Raw genomic sequence first — 19,333 nt, 5'->3', positions numbered from 1 at the left:
GAGCGGTCTGAGTGAGGCAGCAGTTCGTTCACAGCTGGGCACGATGGATTCGGTCGCGGACCATCAGGGCGGCTCGTTTGTCGGGGAGTTCGAGCTCCGCGGAGAAGCGGAACCCGGCACTCAGGAAGGCGGAGACGGACGGGGTGTTGCGCAGGTCCGGTTCGGCGACCACGCGCGCGCACCGGGGGCGGTTGTCGAGGACGAGGTCGGCGACGGCCCGCAGCAGGGTGGTGCCGACACCGCGTCCGCGGTTGTTCACACCACCGATCAGCAGATGGATCCCGGTGTCGTGCGGACGGGCCGGGTAGTGGCGTGCCAGCGGATCGAGGTCCGCGCGGTAGATCTCCCAGTAGCTCATGGGGACGCCCCCCAGCACACCGAGACAGGGGACGCTGCGTCCGTCGCCGTCGAGCTGGGCCCGCAGATGGGCGGCCGTGACGGCTTCGGGCCCGGAGAGCTCCCAGAAGGCGGCGACCGCGGGGTCGTTCATCCAGCGGCTCAGTACGGACAGATCGCGTTCCAGCCGGACCGGGACGAGCTGGAGGACTCCGGCGGGGGTGGTGACCGGTCGCCAGTCGGCCGGATGGTCGAGCAGGTCGGAGGTGGCCGCCCTGCTCGCCATCGGCCCCCTGCCCGCCTGATCGCCCGCGCCGGTCCGGGGCTCCTCCCCGAACAGGGCGAGGAGTTCCTCGGAGAGTTCCAGGTCCAGGGTGTCCTCGGCACCCGTGTCGGCCGGCGGTGCGGGGCCGGTACCGGCATCGGTGTGCGCATCGGCGGAAGCCACGGGGGCGCTCTCCTCTCGGCGGTCAGGCGGTGGTCATGTTCCCTCAGTCACACAGGGGGTTGGCCATGGTGATGTACACGGACTGGGTGTCGACGGGGCCGACGAGTTCGTCCAAGCCGTGCATCCGGGTCAGCAGGTTGGCCTTGCAGCGCAGCTGGGGCATCTCCAGCAGCTGTTCCGGAAGCGGCGAGCCGAGTGCGGCGGCCGAGCCGAGGAACCTGCGGAAGGCGGCGATGAGCACGCGCTCGTCGGCGAGGTGCTGGGCGCCGAACGCCCCGATCAGCCCGAACACTTGGTTGATGCCGAGGTAGTAGGCGAAGCGTTCGTCGGTGACCGCGTCGGAGACGAAGGTGTCGCTGACCGATCCGATGCCGGGGAGCCTGCGCTCCAGCGCCGCGCGGTGGGACTCCCGGAAGTAGTAGCCCTGGTTGTCGCGGTACCGGCCGCCGACCGGCCATCCCGCCCGGTCGAGCAGCACCAGGGTGTTCTGCTGGTGCGCTTCGAGGGCCACGCCCGCCTGGCCGTCGAGCCAGAGCACCGGGCGGACGACACGGTCCAGATAGCGCAGGAACCACTCGGCGGCGACCGCGCCCACGGTCCGTCCGGTGACGGCGGCCAGGGAGAGGACGACCTCGGCGAGGCGCGAGTGCACACCCGCCCGGTCCGGCCACGGGCGCGGAGCGGTCAGGGCGGCGATGCAGACCGCGTCGTCGTGCGGCTTGAACGGGTTGTGCCGCAGCATCACGTCGAGGCCCTGGACGGGGGCGCCGTCCGGTCCGTCGACGGCGAGCCAGGCGGGGTCGCGGACGATGTCGAAGCCGGGGTGGACCGCGTGCCACTGCGTGGCGAGCCCGCTGCGGAGCAGCCGGTGGACCTCCACACCGCGGTGGAGCTCCTTGCGGAGGTTCTCCCGGCGGGAGTTGGTGATGCGTACGCCGAGGGAGAGCTTGAGCATGACCCGGGCACCGGGCCGGTGCACGGTACGGACCGAGGAGGTGGGGTGCCAGTGCTCGCCGTGCGGTCCGAGGTCGTGGAGGAGACCGGCGTCGAGCAGTGCGGCCGCCTCGGGACGGTGGGTGAGCTCGCGGGCCTGCCAGGGGTGGAGCGGAAGCGGTGCGGTGTGCTCGGGGAGGCGCAGCCCTCCGGTGTGGGCGGCGACCAGCTCGGTGGCCGGTACGGGGCGTCCGCCGTCGGTCCAGGCGGAGTCGGTGGCCAGCACGGACCGGTCGACGGCCATCCAGTGCAGTGGGAAGGAGCCGTGCGACTCGGGCGAGTAGATGCGGGATTCGGCGTCGGAGAGTCCCTCGCGGCTCTTGGGGGTGGGGTGGAGGGGGTGCCCGAGCAACAGCGACTGCTCCGCGGTGAGGAAGAGGTCCGCCTCGGCCGGGGCGTGCGGGGAGAGGCGCCGCTCGGCGATGAAGCCCGCGGTGCGCCGTACCGAGTCGGCCACCCGGGCCACCATGTCGGCCCCCTCGTCGCGGCCCGCCTCGCGGCCCAGGAGCGCGGCGACGGTGACGGCGTCGACGTGCGGCGCTCCTTCGGGCGCGCCTTCCAGGGCGGGCGGCCCGAAGCGGTGGGAGCCGGTGGGCGACCAGTAGAGGACGGGGACGAGCAGGGCCGTTCCGCTGGCGGGGAGGGGGACGCGGAGGGTGGGTCCGTCCGGTCCGGGCAGGGCCGTCTCACGGACCCAGCAGCGCAGCAGGTTCTCCGTGCCCGCCGTGTCGGCGGCCCTCAGCGGGTCCGGGTGGTCGAGCGGGTCGGCCGGTGCTCCGGCGGTGGCGAAGGGCCGGGGGATGTACCGCTCGTCGGCCGGTGCCGTCATCTGGCGCGGCACGGTCGACTGCTCGGCGACGAGTCGGCAGGCGGGCCCGGCCTGGCGCTGCGGGGTGGAGGGAGAGCCGTCGGCCTGGGGCGTGGGGGTGGGGTTCACGGCGGTCTTTCTCGTGAGGGCGTCCGGGGTCAGCGGATCGACCCGGTGGTCCGGCGGTGCGGCAGCCGTTCGGCGGCTGCCAGGGCGTCGGCGAGGCGGTCCACGACCGCTGTCGCCTGTTCGTCGGTGAGGGTGAGGGGCGGCAGGAGGCGCACGACGGTGGAGTGGCGTCCGCCGAGCTCGACGATGAGCCCGCGGCGCAGGCACTCCTGCTGCACGGTCAGGGCGAGGGCGGGTGCGGGCGGCGGCTCGGGGCCGTCGCCGGTCGGGGCGGCTTCCGGATCGACCAGCTCGACCCCGATCATCAGACCGCGTCCGCGCACGTCACCGATGGTGGGGTGGTCGGTGGCGAGCGCCTGGAGGCGGGCCAGCATGCGGGCGCCGAGGGTCGCGGCGCGCTCGGCGAGGCGGTTCTCCCGTACGTAGGCGAGGGTGGCCGTGCCCGCCGCCATCGCGAGCTGGTTGCCGCGGAAGGTGCCCGCGTGGGCGCCCGGCTGCCAGGTGTCGAGTTCGGAGCGGTAGACGATCACGGCGAGCGGGAGGGAGCCGCCGATCGCCTTGGAGAGCACCATCACATCGGGCACGATCCCGCTGTGCTCGACGGCCCAGAAGGTGCCGGTGCGGCCGACGCCCGTCTGGACCTCGTCGGCGATCAGCGGGACGGAGCGGGCCTCGGTGATCGCGCGCATCCGGCGCATCCAGCTGTCGGGGGCGGGGTTCACCCCGCCCTCCCCCTGGACCGGTTCGAGGATCATCCCGGCCGGTGCCGGGGTGCCGCCCTTGGGGTCGTCCAGGAGGTTCTCGGTCCACCGGGCGGCGGTCTCCGCGCCGCGCTCACCGCCGATCCCGAAGGGGCAGCGGTAGTTCCGCGGGAAGGGCAGCCTGGTCACCCGTACGTCCTCGGCACCGCCGGAGGCGGCGAGGGCTCCGGCGGTCATCCCGTGGTAGGCGCCGGTGAAGGCGAGCAGGCCGCTGCGGCCGGTCGCGCCGCGGACCAGCTTGAACGCCGCCTCGACGGCGTCCGTGCCCGCCGGGCCGCAGAACTGGATCCGGGCGTTGTCGGCGAACCGCCGCGGCAGGGTGGCGAACAGCTCCGTGGTGAAGGCGTCCTTGACCGGGGTGGCGAGGTCGAGCACATGGAGCGGTGCGCCGGAGTCGATGACCTTCTTGATCGCCTCCAGGACGACCGGGTGGTTGTGTCCGAGCGCCAGGGTGCCCGCGCCGGACAGACAGTCGAGGTACCGCCGCCCGTCCGCGCCCTCGATGGTGAGTCCCCGGGCCCGCACCGGCACGATCGGCAGCGAACGCGCATAGGTACGGGCGGCGGACTCGCGCAGGGCCTGGCGGCGCAGGATCCCCTCGTGCAGCGCCGGTGCTGCCACCGGGGCTGGTTCGGTCACGGCCACGGCTGTCGGTCCTCCCGCTGTAACGGTTGCGTTGCACATCAGTACGTCGACGCACGGACGGAACGCCGGGGGATGAACGCTCTCCCGGGTCCCTCGCACGTACCAACGACGTCGGGCGCGGTGGATCACGGGTAAATCCGAAGATCCTTGCGGGACGGAACCACGGCCCTGCCGCCCGCCGTCCCCATCGGCACCGGCATAGTGGGGGCCGCACAGGACATCGGACGGTTGTCCGGGGGTCCGCCGGACGTTCGGAGCAGGTGGCTCGGAGCGGTACCGCGGTGCAGTACAGAAGTGTTGAGTTACGAAGTCCCAGGGGGATCACCACATGCGACTCATTCGACCGGCGCTCGCCACACGTCAGGGGAGGACGGGCCGGCGGCCCGGATCGGTGCTCGCCGTGGCCGCGTTCACCGCGGTCCTCGCGCTCACGGCCACCGCCTGCGGCCCCGAGGAGGACGGCGCGAGCGACAAGGCGAGCGTCCCGGCCGGCCAGTCCTCGGACGGCAAGATCACGATTCCGGACGATCTGAAGGACCGTCTCAAGGAACACGGGATCGACCTCGACCAGTGGAAGAGGGGCGAGTGGAAGAACTGGGACAAGGACAAGTGGCTGCGCGAGGCCAAGGACTTCGTCAACCCGATCATCGAGGACCTCTGGGACCCGGACCGGATGCGGGACGCGGACAAGTCGCCCGAGAAGCCGGTCGACAACGACATCTCGGGTGACGCGGGCGTGACGGACCCGACGCCGGTGCCGGTCCGGGCCACGGGTGTCCGGACGCCGTACCACGCCAACGCCGCGGAGTCCGGGAAGCTGCTCTTCGACTCCCCCGAGGGCTCCATGGTCTGTTCCGCGACCGTGGTGAAGGACCCGGCGCACCCCGGGAAGTCCAACCTGGTGTGGACCGCCGGGCACTGTGTGCACGCGGGCAAGAAGGGCGGCTGGTACCGCAACATCGCCTTCGTGCCGTCGTACAACGACCAGGGCCTCTCCCTGGCGGAGCTGAAGAAGGCGACCAAGCAGCAGATCGCTCCCTACGGCGTGTGGTGGGGCACCTGGGCGCAGACGTCCGACCAGTGGATCTCGCAGGGTTCGTCGACGGGCGGGCTGGGCGCCCCGTACGACTTCGCGGTGCTGCACGTGACGCCGGAGAAGGGTTCGGCGGGCAAGTCCCTGGAGGAGACGGTCGGTTCCGCGCTGCCGGTCGAGTTCAACGCCCCGGCCGTGCCGAAGATCGCGGGCATGACGGCGACCGGCTTCCCGGCCGCTCCGCCGTACGACGGCCAGAAGGCCTTCCAGTGCGCGGACAAGCCCGGCCGGCTCTCGCTGAGCGCGCAGGACCCGACGATGTACCGCATCGGCTGCAGCATGACCGGTGGTTCGTCCGGCGGCGGCTGGGTCGCGAACGGCCAGGACGGCAAGCCCGCGCTGGTCTCCAACACCTCCATCGGTCCGGTGACGGCGGGCTGGCTGGCCGGTCCGCGGTTCGGCAAGGAGGCCAAGGGCGTCTACGAGTCCGTCAGCAAGAAGTACGCGGGGCAGTGACGACGGTCCGTCATCCGGCGCGTTCGCCCGGTCGGTGACGGAATCTCAGGGGCCCCCGGTGCGGAAGTCGCGCCGGGGGCCCCTTCCGTCGTGGCGGGGAGCACGCGCCACGGCGTCATAGGGTGGGCCCCTGCATCGTCGGTGGCCGCTCGTCCGGCCACCGCCTTGGATGACACGTTCATGGCAATTTCGGAAGTTTCTGGGGGAACCTTTCCATGCGATCCATACGTCCCTTGCTCGCCGCGACCGGACTCGTCGCCGCACTCGCGCTGACGGCCACGGCCTGCGGTCCGGGCGAGGACGACGCGACCGGCAAGCCCGCCGCCGGCTCCACGGCCGGGCAGGAGGCCGGCGCTCTTCCCGGCGGCCTGGCCGAGACGCTGAAGAAGCACGGCGTCGACCCGGAGAAGTGGAAGACCGGCGAGTGGAAGAACTGGGACAAGGACAAGTGGCTGCGTGAGGCCAAGGACTTCGTCAACCCGGTCATCGAGGGGCTGTGGAAGCCCAAGCGGATGAAGTCGGCCAAGGACCCGGCGAAGACCATGGCGGCCGGCGACGTCTCCGGCGACCGGGGCGTCACCGACCCGGAGCCCGCGCCGGTGCGGGCCGAGCCCGAGAAGACGCCGTACCACGACTACGCGGCCCCGGTCGGCAAGGTGTTCTTCGACTCCCCCGAGGGCTCGATGGTCTGCTCGGGCACGGTCGTGAAGGACCCGGGCAACCCCGGCAGGTCCAACCTGGTGTGGACCGCGGGACACTGTGTGCACGCCGGGTCGAAGGGCGGCTGGTACCGCAACATCGTCTTCGTCCCCGCCTACAACGACCAGGGCAAGTCCGCCGCCGCGCTGAAGAACGCGCAGCAGCAGGAGGTCGCCCCGTACGGCGCCTACTGGGCGGACTGGGCGACGACGTCCGGGGAGTGGCTCGCCGACGGCGGCCCCACCGGGGGCGAGGGCGCTCCGTACGACTACGCCGTGCTGCACGTGAAGCCGGAGCAGGGCACCAAGTCGCTGGAGGAGACCGTGGGCAACGCCCTGGCGGTCGACTTCGACGCCCCCGAGATCTCGCGGATCGACGCCCTGGGCGCCTGGGGGTACCCGGCCGCTCCCCCGTACGACGGCCTGATCATGCACAAGTGCGTCGACCGTCCCGGGCGGCTCTCCATCAGCCCGGACACTCCGGCGATGTACCGCATCGGCTGCACCATGACCGGCGGCTCGTCCGGCGGCGGCTGGTTCCGGAAGGGCGACGACGGCAAGTCCGTGCTGGTCTCCAACACCTCCATCGGCCCGGTGACCTCGGGCTGGCTCGCCGGTCCCCAGCTGGGCCGGGGCGCCGAGGAGGTCTTCACCACGACGAGCGAGAAGTTCGCCGGCCACTGAGGCACGGACGGCCACCGGCACCCCGGTGACGGCCGAAGGCCCGCCCCTGAAGGGGCGGGCCTTCGGTCCTTGCCGAGCGGTGTCGTGCCGCGGTCAGTGCGCCACGGGGACGAACGAGGAGAGTTCCGCGGCCAGTTCCTCGTGCACCCGCGCCTTGAGCAGGGTGCCCTCCGACGTGTGCTCCTCGGAGATCACCTCTCCCTCGGCGTGCACCCGGGAGACGACTCCGCCCTGGATGTACGGCACGAGGGCCTCGATCTCCACCGACGGCCGCGGCAGCTCGGTGTCGATGAGCGCGAGCAGCTCGTCGATACCGGCACCGGTGCGCGCCGAGACGGCGATCGCGTGCTTCTCGATGCGCAGCAGTCGCTGGAGCACCAGCGGATCGGCCGCGTCCGCCTTGTTGATCACCACGATCTCGGGCACGTTCACCGCGCCGACGTCGCGGATCACCTCGCGCACCGCGGCGAGCTGCTCCTCCGGCACCGGATGGGAGCCGTCCACCACATGCAGGATCAGGTCGGAGTCGCCGACCTCCTCCATGGTGGAGCGGAACGCCTCGACGAGGTGGTGCGGCAGATGCCGTACGAACCCGACGGTGTCGGCCAGGGTGTACACCCGGCCGCCCGGGGTCTCGGCCCGGCGCACGGTCGGGTCCAGGGTGGCGAACAGGGCGTTCTCCACCAGGACGCCGGCCCCGGTCAGCCGGTTGAGCAGCGAGGACTTGCCCGCGTTGGTGTATCCGGCGATGGCGACCGAGGGCACCTTGTTGCGCCTGCGCTCCTGGCGCTTGATCTCGCGGCCCGTCTTCATCTCCGCGATCTCCCGGCGCATCTTCGCCATCTTCTCGCGGATCCGGCGCCGGTCCGTCTCGATCTTGGTCTCACCGGGACCACGGGTGGCCATGCCGCCGCCACCGCTGGATCCGCCGCCGCCCATCTGACGGGAGAGCGACTGACCCCAGCCGCGCAGCCGGGGCAGCATGTACTGCATCTGTGCCAGCGAGACCTGCGCCTTGCCCTCGCGGGACTTGGCGTGCTGGGCGAAGATGTCGAGGATCAGGGCGGTCCGGTCGACCACCTTGACCTTGACGACGTCTTCCAGATGGATCAGCTGGCCGGGGCTGAGCTCACCGTCGCAGACGACGGTGTCGGCCCCGGATTCGAGGACGATGTCGCGCAGCTCCAGCGCCTTGCCCGAACCGATGTACGTGGCCGCGTCCGGCTTGTCACGGCGCTGGAAGACGGCGTCGAGCACCTGGGCGCCCGCCGTCTCCGCCAGGGCGGCCAGCTCCGCGAGGGAGTTCTCCGCGTCACGCACGGTCCCCGACGTCCAGACGCCGACCAGCACCACGCGTTCCAGACGCAGCTGCCGGTACTCGACCTCGGTGACGTCTTCGAGTTCGGTGGAGAGTCCGGCGACACGCCGCAGCGCGGCGCGCTCGGAGCGGTCGAACTGCTCGCCGTCCCGCTCTCCGTCGATCTTGTGGCTCCAGGCGACGTCCTCTTCCATCAGGGCATCGGCCCGAAGGCTCTCGGTGAGGCTTTCGGTCACGTTCTCCGTAGCGCTCCGCGCATTCCGCGCGTCCTGGGAAAGGGAAGAAGAGGAGGTCATTGGATCCTTACGTCGATGGAAGTCCGTTACGTCAGTCACAACGCGTGACCCCTTCCGATGATTCCCGCCGTCGGGAATTTCCGGTCCGGGCCGCTGTGGCGACGTGTCGATAGTGGCATGGCCCGCCTTCCCCGTCACCGGGATTAACGCTCCCCGGCGGGGGCCGCGCTGTGCCAGTCCGGGTGCCCCGGCATCGGCGGGGTCTTCTTCCCGTACAGCCAGCCGTCCAGGAAGGAGGTCAGGTCGCGGCCCGCGGTCCGGGACGCCAGGCGGACGAAGTCCCCGGTGGTGGCGTTGGAGTCCCGGTGCCCGCGCACCCAGCTCCGCTCCAGCCGGCCGAAGGCGTTCTCGCCGATCTCCTGGCGCAGCGCGTAGAGGACCAGCGCGCTGCCGTCGTACACCACCGGCCGGAACAGGCTGACCTTCTCTCCGGGTTCCGGGGCGTCGGGGCGGGCCGGGGGGCCGCCCGCGGCGCGCCAGCTGTCGGACATGGTGTAGGCCTCGCGCATCCGGAGTGCCAGCTTCTTGCCGCCCTGCTCCTCGGCGTAGCGCGCCTCGTACCAGGTGGCGTGTCCTTCGTTGAGCCACAGGTCGGACCAGTCCTGCGGGGATACGCTGTCGCCGAACCACTGGTGGGCGAGCTCGTGGACCATGATCGAGTCGAGGTACCAGTCGGGGTAGCCGGCCTCGGTGAACAGGGAGCGTTCGAAGAGCGAGAGCGTCTGGGTCTCCAGCTCGAAACCGGTCTCGGTGGCCGCGACGAGCAGTCCGTACGCCTCGAAGGGGTAGCGGCCGACCTGCTGCTCCATCCACTCCATCTGGGCGGGGGTCCTGCTGAGCCGGGGTTCGAGGCGCTCGCGGTCCGCGGCGGGCACCACGTCGCGCACCGGCACCCCGTGCGGTCCCGTCCGGTGCAGGACGGCGGAGCGCCCGATCGAGACCTGGGCCAGCTCGGTGGCCATGGGGTGCTCGGTGCGGTAGGTCCAGGTGGTGTCGGCGCCGTGCCGGGCCGTGCCGGCGGGCAGCCCGTTGGCGACCACCGTGAGGTCGTCGGGCGCGGTGATCCGGAAGGTGAAGTACGCCTTGTCGGCGGGGTGGTCGTTGCTCGGGAAGACCCGGTGCGCGGCGTCGGCCTGATTGGCCATGGCCAGTCCGTCGGCGGTGCGCAGCCAGCCGCCGCTGTCCCGGTCGCCGGTGGGGTCGCTGGTGTGCCGGACGGTGATGTGCAGCGGCACCCCGGCGGGCAGCCGGCCCAGTGGCTGGATGACGAGGTCCTCGTCGGCGACGGCGAAGTCGGCGCGCAGTCCGTTGACTTCGACGGAGTGGACGGTGCCCCGGGTGAAGTCGAGGTTGATCCGGTCGAGCGGCTCGGTGGTCCGCGCGTCGATCCTGGTGACGGCTTCCAGCGGCTTGCTGTTGTCGCCGTGGTAGGTCAGTCCGATGTCGTAGGCGCGGACGTCGTAGCCGGGGTTGCCGAGGTGGGGGAAGAGTGGATCGCCGATGCCGAGCGGCACGGGTGAGGGCGCGGCGGCTGCGACGAGGGTGGCTGATGCGGTGGCCAGCAGAGCGGCCCGCAGACGGCGGGAGATGAACGGCATGGACTACCGCTACCAGCGACCTCCCGCTCGGCAGGCGCGGCGCGCGCCGCGCCACTCGAACGAGATCGCTGCGGCGGATGGGCCCAGGGGGCCGTCCCGCGGTCCCCGGCGGGTGGCCGGTGACGGTCCTCAGGCCATGGTCGCGGGGCGCCGGGCGCGGCTCACGTCGTAGACCCCGGGCACATCACGCATGGCGCGGATCAGGGCCGGGAGCCCGGCCGGGTCGGGGAGTTGCAGGGTGTAGGTGTGACGGACGCGCTGTTCGCTGGGCGGTTCGACGGTGGCGGAGATGATCGCCGCGTCCGCCGTGGCGATCGCCTCGGTGAGATCGGCGAGCAGCCGGGGGCGCCCGAAGGACTCGGCGACCAGTGTGACCCGGCACTCGATGTCGTCCTCCCAGCTCACCTCGACCGGCATCCGGCCGAGGGACCGCATCCGGGTGACGGCGGCGCATCCCAGCCGGTGCACGGTGACGGCGCCGCCGCGCACGTCGAATCCGGTGACGGCGTCGGGCGGTGCGGGGGTGCAGCAGCCCGCGAGCCGTACGGTCGCGTCCGGCCGGTCCACCACGGCGGTCGCGGCGCCGTCCGGGGCCGCGGCGGTCCCGGCGGCGGTCTCCTGCGGCCGCGGTCCGGGCCTGCTGTGGCCCTGGGACGGCTGCTCGGGCCCGGCCCCCGCGGGACGGCCGCCGTGCGGGCTCCGGGTGTCCTCGGGATGGGTGTCCAGCCAGCCGGTGATGGCGATGCGGGCGGCGGGGGTCCGGGCGTGGTCGAGCCAGTCGGGCGAGGGGCCCGAGGCGGCGTCCTCGGCGAGCAGCAGCTGTACGGTGTCGCCGTCGCTGAGCACGGTGCCGAGGGTGGCCAGCCGGCCGTTGACCCGGGCGCCGATGCAGGTGTGCGCCTCGTCCCCGTACTGCGCGTAGGCGGCGTCGACGCAGCTGGCGTCGGCGGGCAGCCCGAGCGTGCCGCCGTCGGTCCGGAAGACCGTGATCTCCCGGTCCTGGGCCAGGTCGGCGCGGAGCGTGGTCCAGAAGGTGTCGGGGTCGGGGGCGGACTGCTGCCAGGCGAGGAGCCGGGAGAGCCAGCCGGGCCGGGTGGGGTCGGCGCGCTCCCCGTCCGCGGGTTCGGCGCTCTGGGTCCCGGCGGTGCCGTCCGCGGCGTACGGATTGCCGAGGGCGATGACCCCGGCCTCGGCGACCTTGTGCATCCGGTGGGTACGGATGAGGACTTCGGCGACTGCCCCGTCCTCGCCCACGACGGCGGTGTGCAGCGACTGGTACAGGTTGAACTTGGGGGCGGCGATGAAGTCCTTGAACTCGGAGATCACCGGGGTGAAGCAGGTGTGCAGCTCGCCGAGGACGGCGTAGCAGTCGGCGTCCTCGCCGACGAGCACCAGCAGTCGGCCGAAGTCGGTGCCGCGCAGTTCGCCGCGTTTGACGCCGACGCGGTGCACGGAGACGAAGTGGCGCGGCCTGATGAGGACTTCGGCCGGGATGCCGGCCTCCCGCAGCACCGTCGTGACGTTCTCCGCGATGGCCGCGAGCGGGTCGGGGGTGGTGCCGGAACCGTCCGTCCGCGCGGACGCGGCGGCGATCAGCGCGCGGGTGCGTTCGTACTCCTCGGGGTGGAGGATCGCGAAGACGAGGTCCTCCAGCTCGGTCTTGAGGGCCTGCACGCCGAGCCGTTCGGCCAGCGGGATCAGCACGTCCTGGGTGACCTTGGCGATCCTGGCCTGTTTCTCGGGGCGCATCACGCCGAGGGTGCGCATGTTGTGCAGCCGGTCGGCGAGCTTGATCGACATGACCCGGACGTCGTCCCCGGTGGCGACCAGCATCTTGCGGAAGGTCTCCGGTTCGGCGGCCGCTCCGTAGTCGACCTTTTCGAGCTTGGTGACGCCGTCGACGAGGTAGCAGACCTCGTTGCCGAACTGCTCCCGCACCTGATCGAGGGTCACATCGGTGTCCTCGACGGTGTCGTGGAGCAGCGACGCGGTGAGCGTCGTCGTCTCGGCGCCGAGCTGAGCGAGGATCAGCGTGACCGCGAGCGGGTGCGTGATGTACGGCTCGCCGCTCTTGCGCATCTGGCCGCGGTGCGAGGACTCCGCGAGTACGTAGGCCCGGTGCAGGATCGAGAGGTCGGCGTCGGGGTGGTGGGCGCGGTGGGCCTCGGCGACATGGCCGATGGCGTCGGGCAGCCGGTCGCGGGAGACGGGGCCGAGCAGCGCGACGCGGCCGAGCCTGCGCAGGTCGATCCGGGGGCGGCCCCGCCTGCGGATGGGGGCACCTGGGCTGGTGGCCTCTGCACTCATGGGCACCTCCGGCGACGTCGACCGGCGGTGGGAGGGCGCGGTCGCGCCTCCGGGCCGGTGCTTGATGCTACCGAGCCCACCACGTGGCGGAGTCCAGCTCTCGCCCAGCGTGAAAGGGATCACCCATTCGAGCGAAGCTTCGGGGGGGTTTCCGCCACCCCCGGCGGGCGTTCCTCAGTCCGTCGGCGCGTCGAACCAGGCGGCGTCGAGCAGCCCCTCGGCGACGATCACGGCCGGTCCGGTCATCTCGATCCCGCCGTCCGGCCGCTCGGTGATCACGAGGGTGCCGCCGGGCAGATCTACCGTGTACGTGACGGGCGTGCCGGTCCTGGCGGGGTCGGCGCCGTCGCGGCGGGCCGCGGCCACCGCCACGGCGCAGGCGCCCGTGCCGCAGGAGCGGGTCTCGCCGGAGCCGCGCTCATGGACCCGCATGGCCACATGGCGCGGTCCGCGGTCCACGACGAACTCGATGTTGACGCCCTCGGGGTAGACGGACGCGGGGCTGTAGGGGGGCACGGAGAGCAGGTCGCCGGCGTAGGCCAGGTCGTCGACGAAGGCGACGGCGTGGGGGTTGCCCATGTTCACGTTGCGGGCCTCCCAGCTGCGGCCGCCGACGCTGACCGTGACGCCGTCAGCGGGCAGGAGCGCGCGGCCCATGGAGACCGTGATGGAGCCGTCCTTGGCGAGGTGGACCTTCTTGACGCCGCCCCGGGTCGCGACGGCGAGGTCGCCGGCCTCGGCGTGCCCGGCACGCTGGAGGTAACCGGCGAAGACCCGCACTCCGTTGCCGCACATCTCGGCGATCGAACCGTCCGCGTTGCGGTAGTCCATGAACCACTCGGCCTCGTCCGCCATGGCCCGCGCCTCGGGGTGCGCGGCGGAGCGCACGACGTGCAGCAGCCCGTCGCCGCCGATACCGGCGCGGCGGTCGCAGAGCCGGGCCACGGCGGAGGCGGGCAGGTCGATGGCGTTGTCCGGGTCGGGAACGATCACGAAGTCGTTCTCGGTGCCGTGACCCTTGAGGAAGGCGATCTGCGAGGTGCTCACGGAGCAACTGTACGAAATGACGCGGGCGACCGGCGGCCCCGGGCCGCCGCGCGGGCTCCGGCGTGACGGCGGGACCTGGGGGGAGGGCCCGATCCGGCGTGACGGCGGGACCCGCGCGAGGGGCCCGCTCCGGCAGTCAGCGGAGCCGTGCCACGCGCCAGATCGCGAGGGCGACCAGGGCGCCGCCGACAGCGACGTACAGGGCGATCACCCGCCAGTCGGACCGCTCGCCCGAGCCCCGCTGCGGCAGTCCGGGCCAGGTGTAGCCCACCCGGCGGGCGGCCATCATGCCCCAGCCCGCGGCACAGCAGCTGATCAGCAGGCCGAGCATGGCCACGACCGCGCCGCCGTCGCCGAACTCGAAGGCCAGCGGGAAGGCGAACATCAGCGATCCCACCGCGGCGAGCATGACGATCGGTGCGAGCTGCCAGATCCGCAGCTTGCGCGCGGGCCGCAGCTCGACCTCGACCTCGGGGGTCGCTTCGAGCTCGTCCGGCCCGTCGGGGCTCAGACCGCCTGCTCCGTGCAGCGCGTCCGGTGCGTCTTGTTCAGTGTCGCGAGGGCCGGCCTCCATCGCCACGCGCCCTCCCAACTCGGACTCCACTGGTCGATCGATGCTCGATGATGGCACGCTCCGGGTCACCGAAATGACGGGCAGGGCTTCCCGATGCCATCACGTGATCAGGCTGTAACCGCTCGTTCGACCAACGCCAGCGCCTGGCCCGGGAGTTCCCCGCGGTGCTCCACGGCGCCGCTGAGCCAGTGGACGCGCGGGTCGCGGCGGAACCACGAGTCCTGGCGGCGGGCGAATCGCTTGGTGGCGCGCACGGTCTCGGCCCGCGCCTCGTCCTCGGTGCACTCCTGGGCCAGGGCGGCGAGCACCTGCTGGTAGCCGAGCGCCCGGGACGCGGTCCGTCCCTCGCGCAGGCCCTGTGCCTCCAGGGCGCGCACCTCGTCCACGAGACCGGCCGCCCACATCCGGTCGACCCTCCGGGCGATCCGTTCGTCGAGTTCGGGGCGGGCCACGTCGACACCGATCTGGACGGTGTCGTACACCGCATCGTTACCCGGGAGGTTGGCGGTGAAGGGCTTGCCGGTGATCTCGATGACTTCGAGGGCCCTGACGATCCGGCGGCCGTTGCTGGGCAGGATGGCCCGGCCCGCCCCGGGGTCGGCGGCGGCCAGCCGGGCGTGCAGCGCGCCGGAGCCGCGCTCCGCCAGCTCCGCCTCCAGCCCGGCCCGTACGTCCGGGTCCGTGCCGGGGAACTCCAGGGCGTCGATGGCGCCCTTCACGTAGAGCCCTGAGCCGCCGACCAGGACGGGGGTCCGGCCGGCGGCGAGCAGCCGGTCGATCTCGGCGCGGGCCAGCCGCTGGTACTCGGCGACGCTGGCGGTCTCGGTGACGTCCCAGATGTCCAGCAGGTGGTGCGGGACGGATCCGCGCTCGTCGAGCGTCAGCTTCGCGGTGCCGATGTCCATGCCGCGGTAGAGCTGCATGGAGTCGGCGTTGACCACCTCGCCGTCGAGCTGCTGAGCAAGGAATACCCCCAGATCGGACTTTCCGGCCGCAGTGGGGCCGACGACGGTGATGACCCGCGGTGCGGGAGCTGAGCTTCTCACCGCCACAGTCTCGCAAACCTCCGCGCCACTTCCCGAAACGAGTGAACCTGCCCCGTCCCGGCGGGGGGAAACCGAGTGCCATGCCACACCGCCCGCGACGACCCGGGCGACGCGCGGCGTCCGGTACGCCAGTAGAATTCGAAGTGAATATGGGCGTTTTTTCATGGTTTGAAAAGCGTCCGACCGTAGTCCCCCAGCAGGGAAGGTGCCCGATGGGCTTCCTGGACAATTTGAAGGCCAAGCTGAGCCCCGCCAAGGAAAAGGTCGGCGAACTCGCGCATCAGCACGGGGACAAGATCGACCAAGGGCTCGACAAGGCCGCACGGACGGTCGACCAAAAGACCAAGGGCAAGTACAGCGACAAGATCGAGTCCGGCACGCGGAAGGCCAAGGACGCGGTCGAGCGCCTGTCGCACAAGGACGAGGGCGGTACGCCCAAGAACGAGGGTGGTACGCCGCCCGCTTCCTGACCATGGACTGACCGGGCCCGACGGACGGCCGTGGAGCGACGCCGCCGCACGGCCGTCCTCGGCACGCCCCGGGCTCAGGACCAGGCGGCGACCAGATAACCCACGCCGTACGGAGCACCCTCGTACAGCAGCCGCCCGGCCAGGTCCTTCCCCTGTGCCGCGCCCGCGAGCACCTGCCAGGGGGCCCGGCCCGCGGCCTTCAGCTCGTACGCCAGCGGCGAGTCCAGGGCGATCAGCGCCTCGGGGTCCGCGGCGGCCAGCGCGCGGGCGGCCGCCGCGTCGAAGCCCTCGGCGCGCGGGTCGAGATAGCCCGGGGCCTTGAGCGTGCGGCAGGCGCTGCCGTCACCCATCACGAGCAGCGCGACGCGGTCCGCCGCGGCGGCCAGGTTCCTTCCGGCGTCGGTGCAGCGGCCGGTTTCGAGCGGCTCGCCCACGCCCAGTCCCTCGACCGGCGCACCGGCCCACTGCGCATGGGCCAGCAGCCAGGCGCCGACGGCGAGGGACGGCGGGAGCGTGTCCTCGGCCACCGGACCGCGGTCGCGCCCCAGCCGTACACCGAGGTCGACGCCGAAGCCCTTGAAGGTGCCGGTGGCCCCCTCGGGATGCGGTCCACGCCCCGGTCGCTCGGCGGGCCCGACCACGATCAGCCGGTCCGGGCGCGCGGCCGCGAGCACACCGATGGCCTCGGCGCAGGCGTCGCGCACGGCGTCGAGCTCGGGCGCGGCGCCGGCGGCCAGCTCGGGCACCAGCAGCGGGGGGCAGGGGCAGACAGCGGCGGCGACAAGCATGGGGGGCAGCGTACTGCGTGGCCCCGAGCCGTGTCCGGCCGCCGGACCGGGGGCGTCAGTCGCAGCCGCAACCGCAGCCGGGGGCAACCGGACTGGCGGACGTCAGCCGCAGCCGGGGGCCGGCCGACCGGCCGACGTCAGTCGCAGCCGCAGCCGGGGGCCGCCGCGGCCGGCAGCGGCGCCGGGGCTCCGATGCCGGGCAGCCCCAGCATCACACCGGTCGGCCCGGCGGCCTCGGTGGCGTTGCGCTTCTCCCAGGCGTCCCCGGCCCGGGTGCGCCGCACGGCCACGGGTGCGCCCTCGGCAAGCAGGTGGTGCGGCGCCGCGTAGGTGATCTCGACGGTCACCACGTCACCCGGGCGTACGTCCTCGTCCGGCTTGGTGAAGTGGACCAGGCGATTGTCGGGGGCGCGGCCGGAGAGGCGGTGGGTGGCGCCGTCCTTGCGGCCCTCGCCCTCCGCGACCATGATCTCCAGGGTCCGGCCGACCTGCTTCTTGTTCTCCTCCCAGGAGATCTCCTCCTGGAGGGCCGACAGGCGCATGTACCTCTCCTGAACGACCTCCTTGGGGATCTGCCCCTCCATCTCGGCGGCGGGGGTCCCGGGGCGCTTGGAGTACTGGAAGGTGAAGGCGTTGGCGAAGCGCGCCTCACGGACGGCGTGCATGGTCTGTTCGAAGTCCTCCTCGGTCTCGCCGGGGAAGCCCACGATGATGTCGGTGGAGATGGCGGCGTCCGGCATCGCGGCGCGCACCTTCTCGATGATGCCCAGGAAGCGCTCCTGCCGGTAGGAGCGGCGCATCGCCTTCAGGACGCGGTCCGATCCTGACTGCATCGGCATGTGGAGCTGCGGCATCACGTTCGGCGTCTCGGCCATCGCGGCGATCACGTCGTCCGTGAAGTCGCGGGGGTGCGGCGAGGTGAAGCGGACGCGCTCCAGCCCCTCGATCCTCCCGCAGGCGCGCAGCAGCTTGGAGAAGGCCTCGCGGTCGCCGATGTCGGAGCCGTAGGCGTTCACGTTCTGGCCGAGCAGGGTGATCTCCGAGACGCCCTCGGCGACCAGGGCCTCGATCTCTGCGAGGATGTCGCCGGTACGGCGGTCCTTCTCCTTGCCGCGCAGCGCCGGGACGATGCAGAAGGTGCAGGTGTTGTTGCAGCCGACGGAGATCGAGACCCATGCGGCGTAGGCGGACTCGCGCCGGGTGGGGAGCGTGGAGGGGAACGCCTCCAGGGATTCGGCGATCTCGATCTGCGCCTCCTCCTGGATCCGGGCGCGCTCCAGCAGCACCGGCAGCTTGCCGATGTTGTGCGTACCGAAGACGACGTCGACCCAGGGGGCCCGCTCGACGATGGTGTCGCGGTCCTTCTGGGCGAGGCAGCCGCCGACGGCGATCTGCATCCCGGGCCGCTTGGTCTTCATCGGGGCGAGCCGGCCGAGGTTGCCGTAGAGCTTGTTGTCGGCGTTCTCCCGGACCGCGCAGGTGTTGAAGACGACGACGTCGGCGTCGCCGTCGGAGCCCTCGGCGGCACGTACGTAACCCGCGCCCTCCAGCAGCCCCGACAGCCGCTCGGAGTCGTGGACGTTCATCTGGCACCCGTAGGTGCGCACCTCGTACGTTTTCAAACCGTCCACTACTCCACCAGCCACGTCGTTGCCGCTCACCCGTCCAGGGTAAGGGCTCCGGCCGGGCCCCGATGATGGGCGGCCGCCGGTCGGGGAGCGGCCCTGGTCATCGCCGGGGCGGGCTGGCAGGATCGCCGCCATGCTCCAGGCACTCTCCCGTATCGGCGGGCGGCGCGTTCTCCAGGCGTGCGCCGCCGTCGTCGTCGTGCTCGGGCTGCTGCTGTGGTGGCTGCTGCCGCTCGGGCAGCCGGCCCCGACCGGCACGCTGACCTTCAGTACCGGCGTGCGCAGCGGGGTCTACCAGCGCTACGGCGAGCGTCTCCGGGGGGATCTGGCCCGGGACCTGCCCAAGGTGTCGATACGGCTGCAGACGAGTGAGGGATCGCAGCAGAACATCGAGCGGGTGGCGACCGGCAAGGCCGACTTCACCATCGCCACCGCCGACGCGCTCGCCACCTATCTCAACGACGGCAAGCCCGGCGCCGGGCGGCTGCGGGGCTGTGTGCGGCTGTACGACGACTACGTCCAGCTGGTCGTGGCGCGCGGTTCGGACATACACAAGGTCTCGGACCTGCGTGGCAAGCGGGTCGGGGTGGGGCAGCGCGGTTCGGGGGTGCGGCTGGTCGCCGACCGGCTGATGGCGGCGGCGGGGCTCGATCCCGCGCACGACGTGAGGCCGGTGGCCTCCGGCATCGACACCATGCCGGAGGAGCTGGAGGGCGACCGGCTGGACGCCTTCTTCTGGTCCGGGGGGCTGCCCACGTCCGCCGTGCAGGAGCTGTCGGACCGGTTCGCGATCCGGCTGGTGCCCCTGGAGGCCTCGCTGATCAAGCGGCTCCAGGCGGTGGGCGGGTCCGCGCGCTACTACCGTTCGGCCACCATGCCCGCCGACGCCTATCGCAACGCGCAGCAGGACGAGGCGGTGCCGACGGTCGCGGTCGCCAATGTGCTGGTGACCACGGAGCGTTCGGACGCGGCGATGACGGAGGCGTTCACCCGGACCGTGATCGACAGCCGGGACCGGATCGGGCGCGAGGTGCACGCGGCCCAGCTGGTGGATCTGCGCACGGCGATCTACACCGATCCGCTGCCGCTGCACGAGGGGGCCAGCCGCTACTACCGCTCGGTCAAACCCTGAGCTTCTCCGCGGCTCCCGCGCGCCGGGCGATTCCCGTTCTCCGTTTCTCCGTCCTGCGTGTTTCTTCCCGTCCCGCGT

15 protein-coding genes are annotated in these 19,333 nt (G+C 72.2%); 4 read left to right on the top strand and 11 right to left on the bottom strand.

Annotated elements, in window-relative coordinates; genetic code table 11:
* Positions 1-28 precede the first annotated feature (28 nt).
* Genes ACFVFH_RS15840 through ACFVFH_RS15830 form a run of 3 tightly spaced genes read right to left on the bottom strand, consistent with a single transcriptional unit; the run spans position 29 to position 4,120 of the window.
* Positions 29-784: a GNAT family N-acetyltransferase gene (locus ACFVFH_RS15840; RefSeq protein ID WP_383768172.1), complete on the bottom strand. Its 756-nt coding sequence runs from the start codon at positions 782-784 to the stop codon at positions 29-31.
* 43 nt (positions 785-827) lie between these two features.
* Positions 828-2,714, bottom strand: coding sequence for an IucA/IucC family protein (locus ACFVFH_RS15835; RefSeq protein ID WP_383768169.1), 1,887 nt, complete (start codon positions 2,712-2,714; stop codon positions 828-830).
* Between the two features lie 29 nt (positions 2,715-2,743).
* The gene (locus tag ACFVFH_RS15830; RefSeq protein ID WP_383768166.1) at positions 2,744-4,120 is read right to left on the bottom strand and encodes a diaminobutyrate--2-oxoglutarate transaminase family protein; all 1,377 of its coding nucleotides are present in this window, start codon (positions 4,118-4,120) and stop codon (positions 2,744-2,746) included.
* A 328-nt stretch (positions 4,121-4,448) separates the two neighbouring features.
* Between ACFVFH_RS15830 and ACFVFH_RS15825 the strand changes: the two genes are divergently transcribed.
* Together ACFVFH_RS15825 and ACFVFH_RS15820 are read left to right on the top strand one after the other, a co-directional pair.
* A complete protein-coding gene (locus ACFVFH_RS15825; protein ID WP_383768163.1) occupies positions 4,449-5,669 on the top strand; it encodes a trypsin-like serine peptidase in 1,221 nt (406 codons plus the stop codon).
* A gap of 215 nt (positions 5,670-5,884) precedes the next feature.
* Positions 5,885-7,051: a trypsin-like serine peptidase gene (locus ACFVFH_RS15820; protein ID WP_383768161.1), complete on the top strand. Its 1,167-nt coding sequence runs from the start codon at positions 5,885-5,887 to the stop codon at positions 7,049-7,051.
* A 93-nt stretch (positions 7,052-7,144) separates the two neighbouring features.
* Here the strand turns inward: ACFVFH_RS15820 and hflX are convergent, their stop codons facing one another.
* The 6 genes from hflX to miaA form a co-directional block, all read right to left on the bottom strand.
* Positions 7,145-8,665, bottom strand: a complete 1,521-nt coding sequence (gene hflX, locus ACFVFH_RS15815) for a GTPase HflX (protein WP_383768158.1) — start codon at positions 8,663-8,665, stop codon at positions 7,145-7,147.
* Between the two features lie 143 nt (positions 8,666-8,808).
* The gene (locus ACFVFH_RS15810) at positions 8,809-10,263 is read right to left on the bottom strand and encodes a M1 family metallopeptidase (protein ID WP_383768155.1); all 1,455 of its coding nucleotides are present in this window, start codon (positions 10,261-10,263) and stop codon (positions 8,809-8,811) included.
* Between the two features lie 129 nt (positions 10,264-10,392).
* A complete protein-coding gene (locus ACFVFH_RS15805; protein ID WP_383768153.1) occupies positions 10,393-12,570 on the bottom strand; it encodes a RelA/SpoT family protein in 2,178 nt (725 codons plus the stop codon).
* A gap of 174 nt (positions 12,571-12,744) precedes the next feature.
* Positions 12,745-13,617, bottom strand: coding sequence for a diaminopimelate epimerase (gene dapF / locus ACFVFH_RS15800; RefSeq protein ID WP_383768151.1), 873 nt, complete (start codon positions 13,615-13,617; stop codon positions 12,745-12,747).
* Positions 13,618-13,753: 136 nt separating this feature from the next.
* Positions 13,754-14,191 (bottom strand): hypothetical protein, encoded by a 438-nt coding sequence (locus tag ACFVFH_RS15795; RefSeq protein ID WP_383769023.1) that lies wholly within the window; start codon positions 14,189-14,191, stop codon positions 13,754-13,756.
* A 107-nt stretch (positions 14,192-14,298) separates the two neighbouring features.
* Positions 14,299-15,237: a tRNA (adenosine(37)-N6)-dimethylallyltransferase MiaA gene (gene miaA / locus ACFVFH_RS15790; protein WP_383768148.1), complete on the bottom strand. Its 939-nt coding sequence runs from the start codon at positions 15,235-15,237 to the stop codon at positions 14,299-14,301.
* 212 nt (positions 15,238-15,449) lie between these two features.
* On the opposite strand from miaA, the gene ACFVFH_RS15785 reads away from it, so the two are divergent.
* Entirely contained in the window at positions 15,450-15,707 is a 258-nt protein-coding gene (locus tag ACFVFH_RS15785) for an antitoxin (RefSeq protein ID WP_383768146.1), read from the top strand.
* A 74-nt stretch (positions 15,708-15,781) separates the two neighbouring features.
* On the opposite strand, the gene ACFVFH_RS15780 is transcribed toward ACFVFH_RS15785, so the two are convergent.
* Positions 15,782-16,495, bottom strand: coding sequence for a class III extradiol dioxygenase subunit B-like domain-containing protein (locus ACFVFH_RS15780; RefSeq protein ID WP_383768143.1), 714 nt, complete (start codon positions 16,493-16,495; stop codon positions 15,782-15,784).
* 137 nt (positions 16,496-16,632) lie between these two features.
* A complete protein-coding gene (miaB, locus tag ACFVFH_RS15775; RefSeq protein ID WP_383769020.1) occupies positions 16,633-18,126 on the bottom strand; it encodes a tRNA (N6-isopentenyl adenosine(37)-C2)-methylthiotransferase MiaB in 1,494 nt (497 codons plus the stop codon).
* A 130-nt stretch (positions 18,127-18,256) separates the two neighbouring features.
* On the opposite strand from miaB, the gene ACFVFH_RS15770 reads away from it, so the two are divergent.
* On the top strand, positions 18,257-19,255 hold the full coding sequence (locus ACFVFH_RS15770; RefSeq protein WP_383768140.1) for a TAXI family TRAP transporter solute-binding subunit: 999 nt from the start codon (positions 18,257-18,259) through the stop codon (positions 19,253-19,255).
* Positions 19,256-19,333: the final 78 nt, after the last annotated feature.

It is taken from the genome of Streptomyces sp. NPDC057697 (assembly GCF_042799335.1).
In the GTDB taxonomy this organism is placed as follows: domain Bacteria; phylum Actinomycetota; class Actinomycetes; order Streptomycetales; family Streptomycetaceae; genus Streptomyces.
The sequence above is the reverse complement of the archived record's forward strand: the minus strand, read 5'-3'. Positions and strand labels throughout refer to the sequence as shown.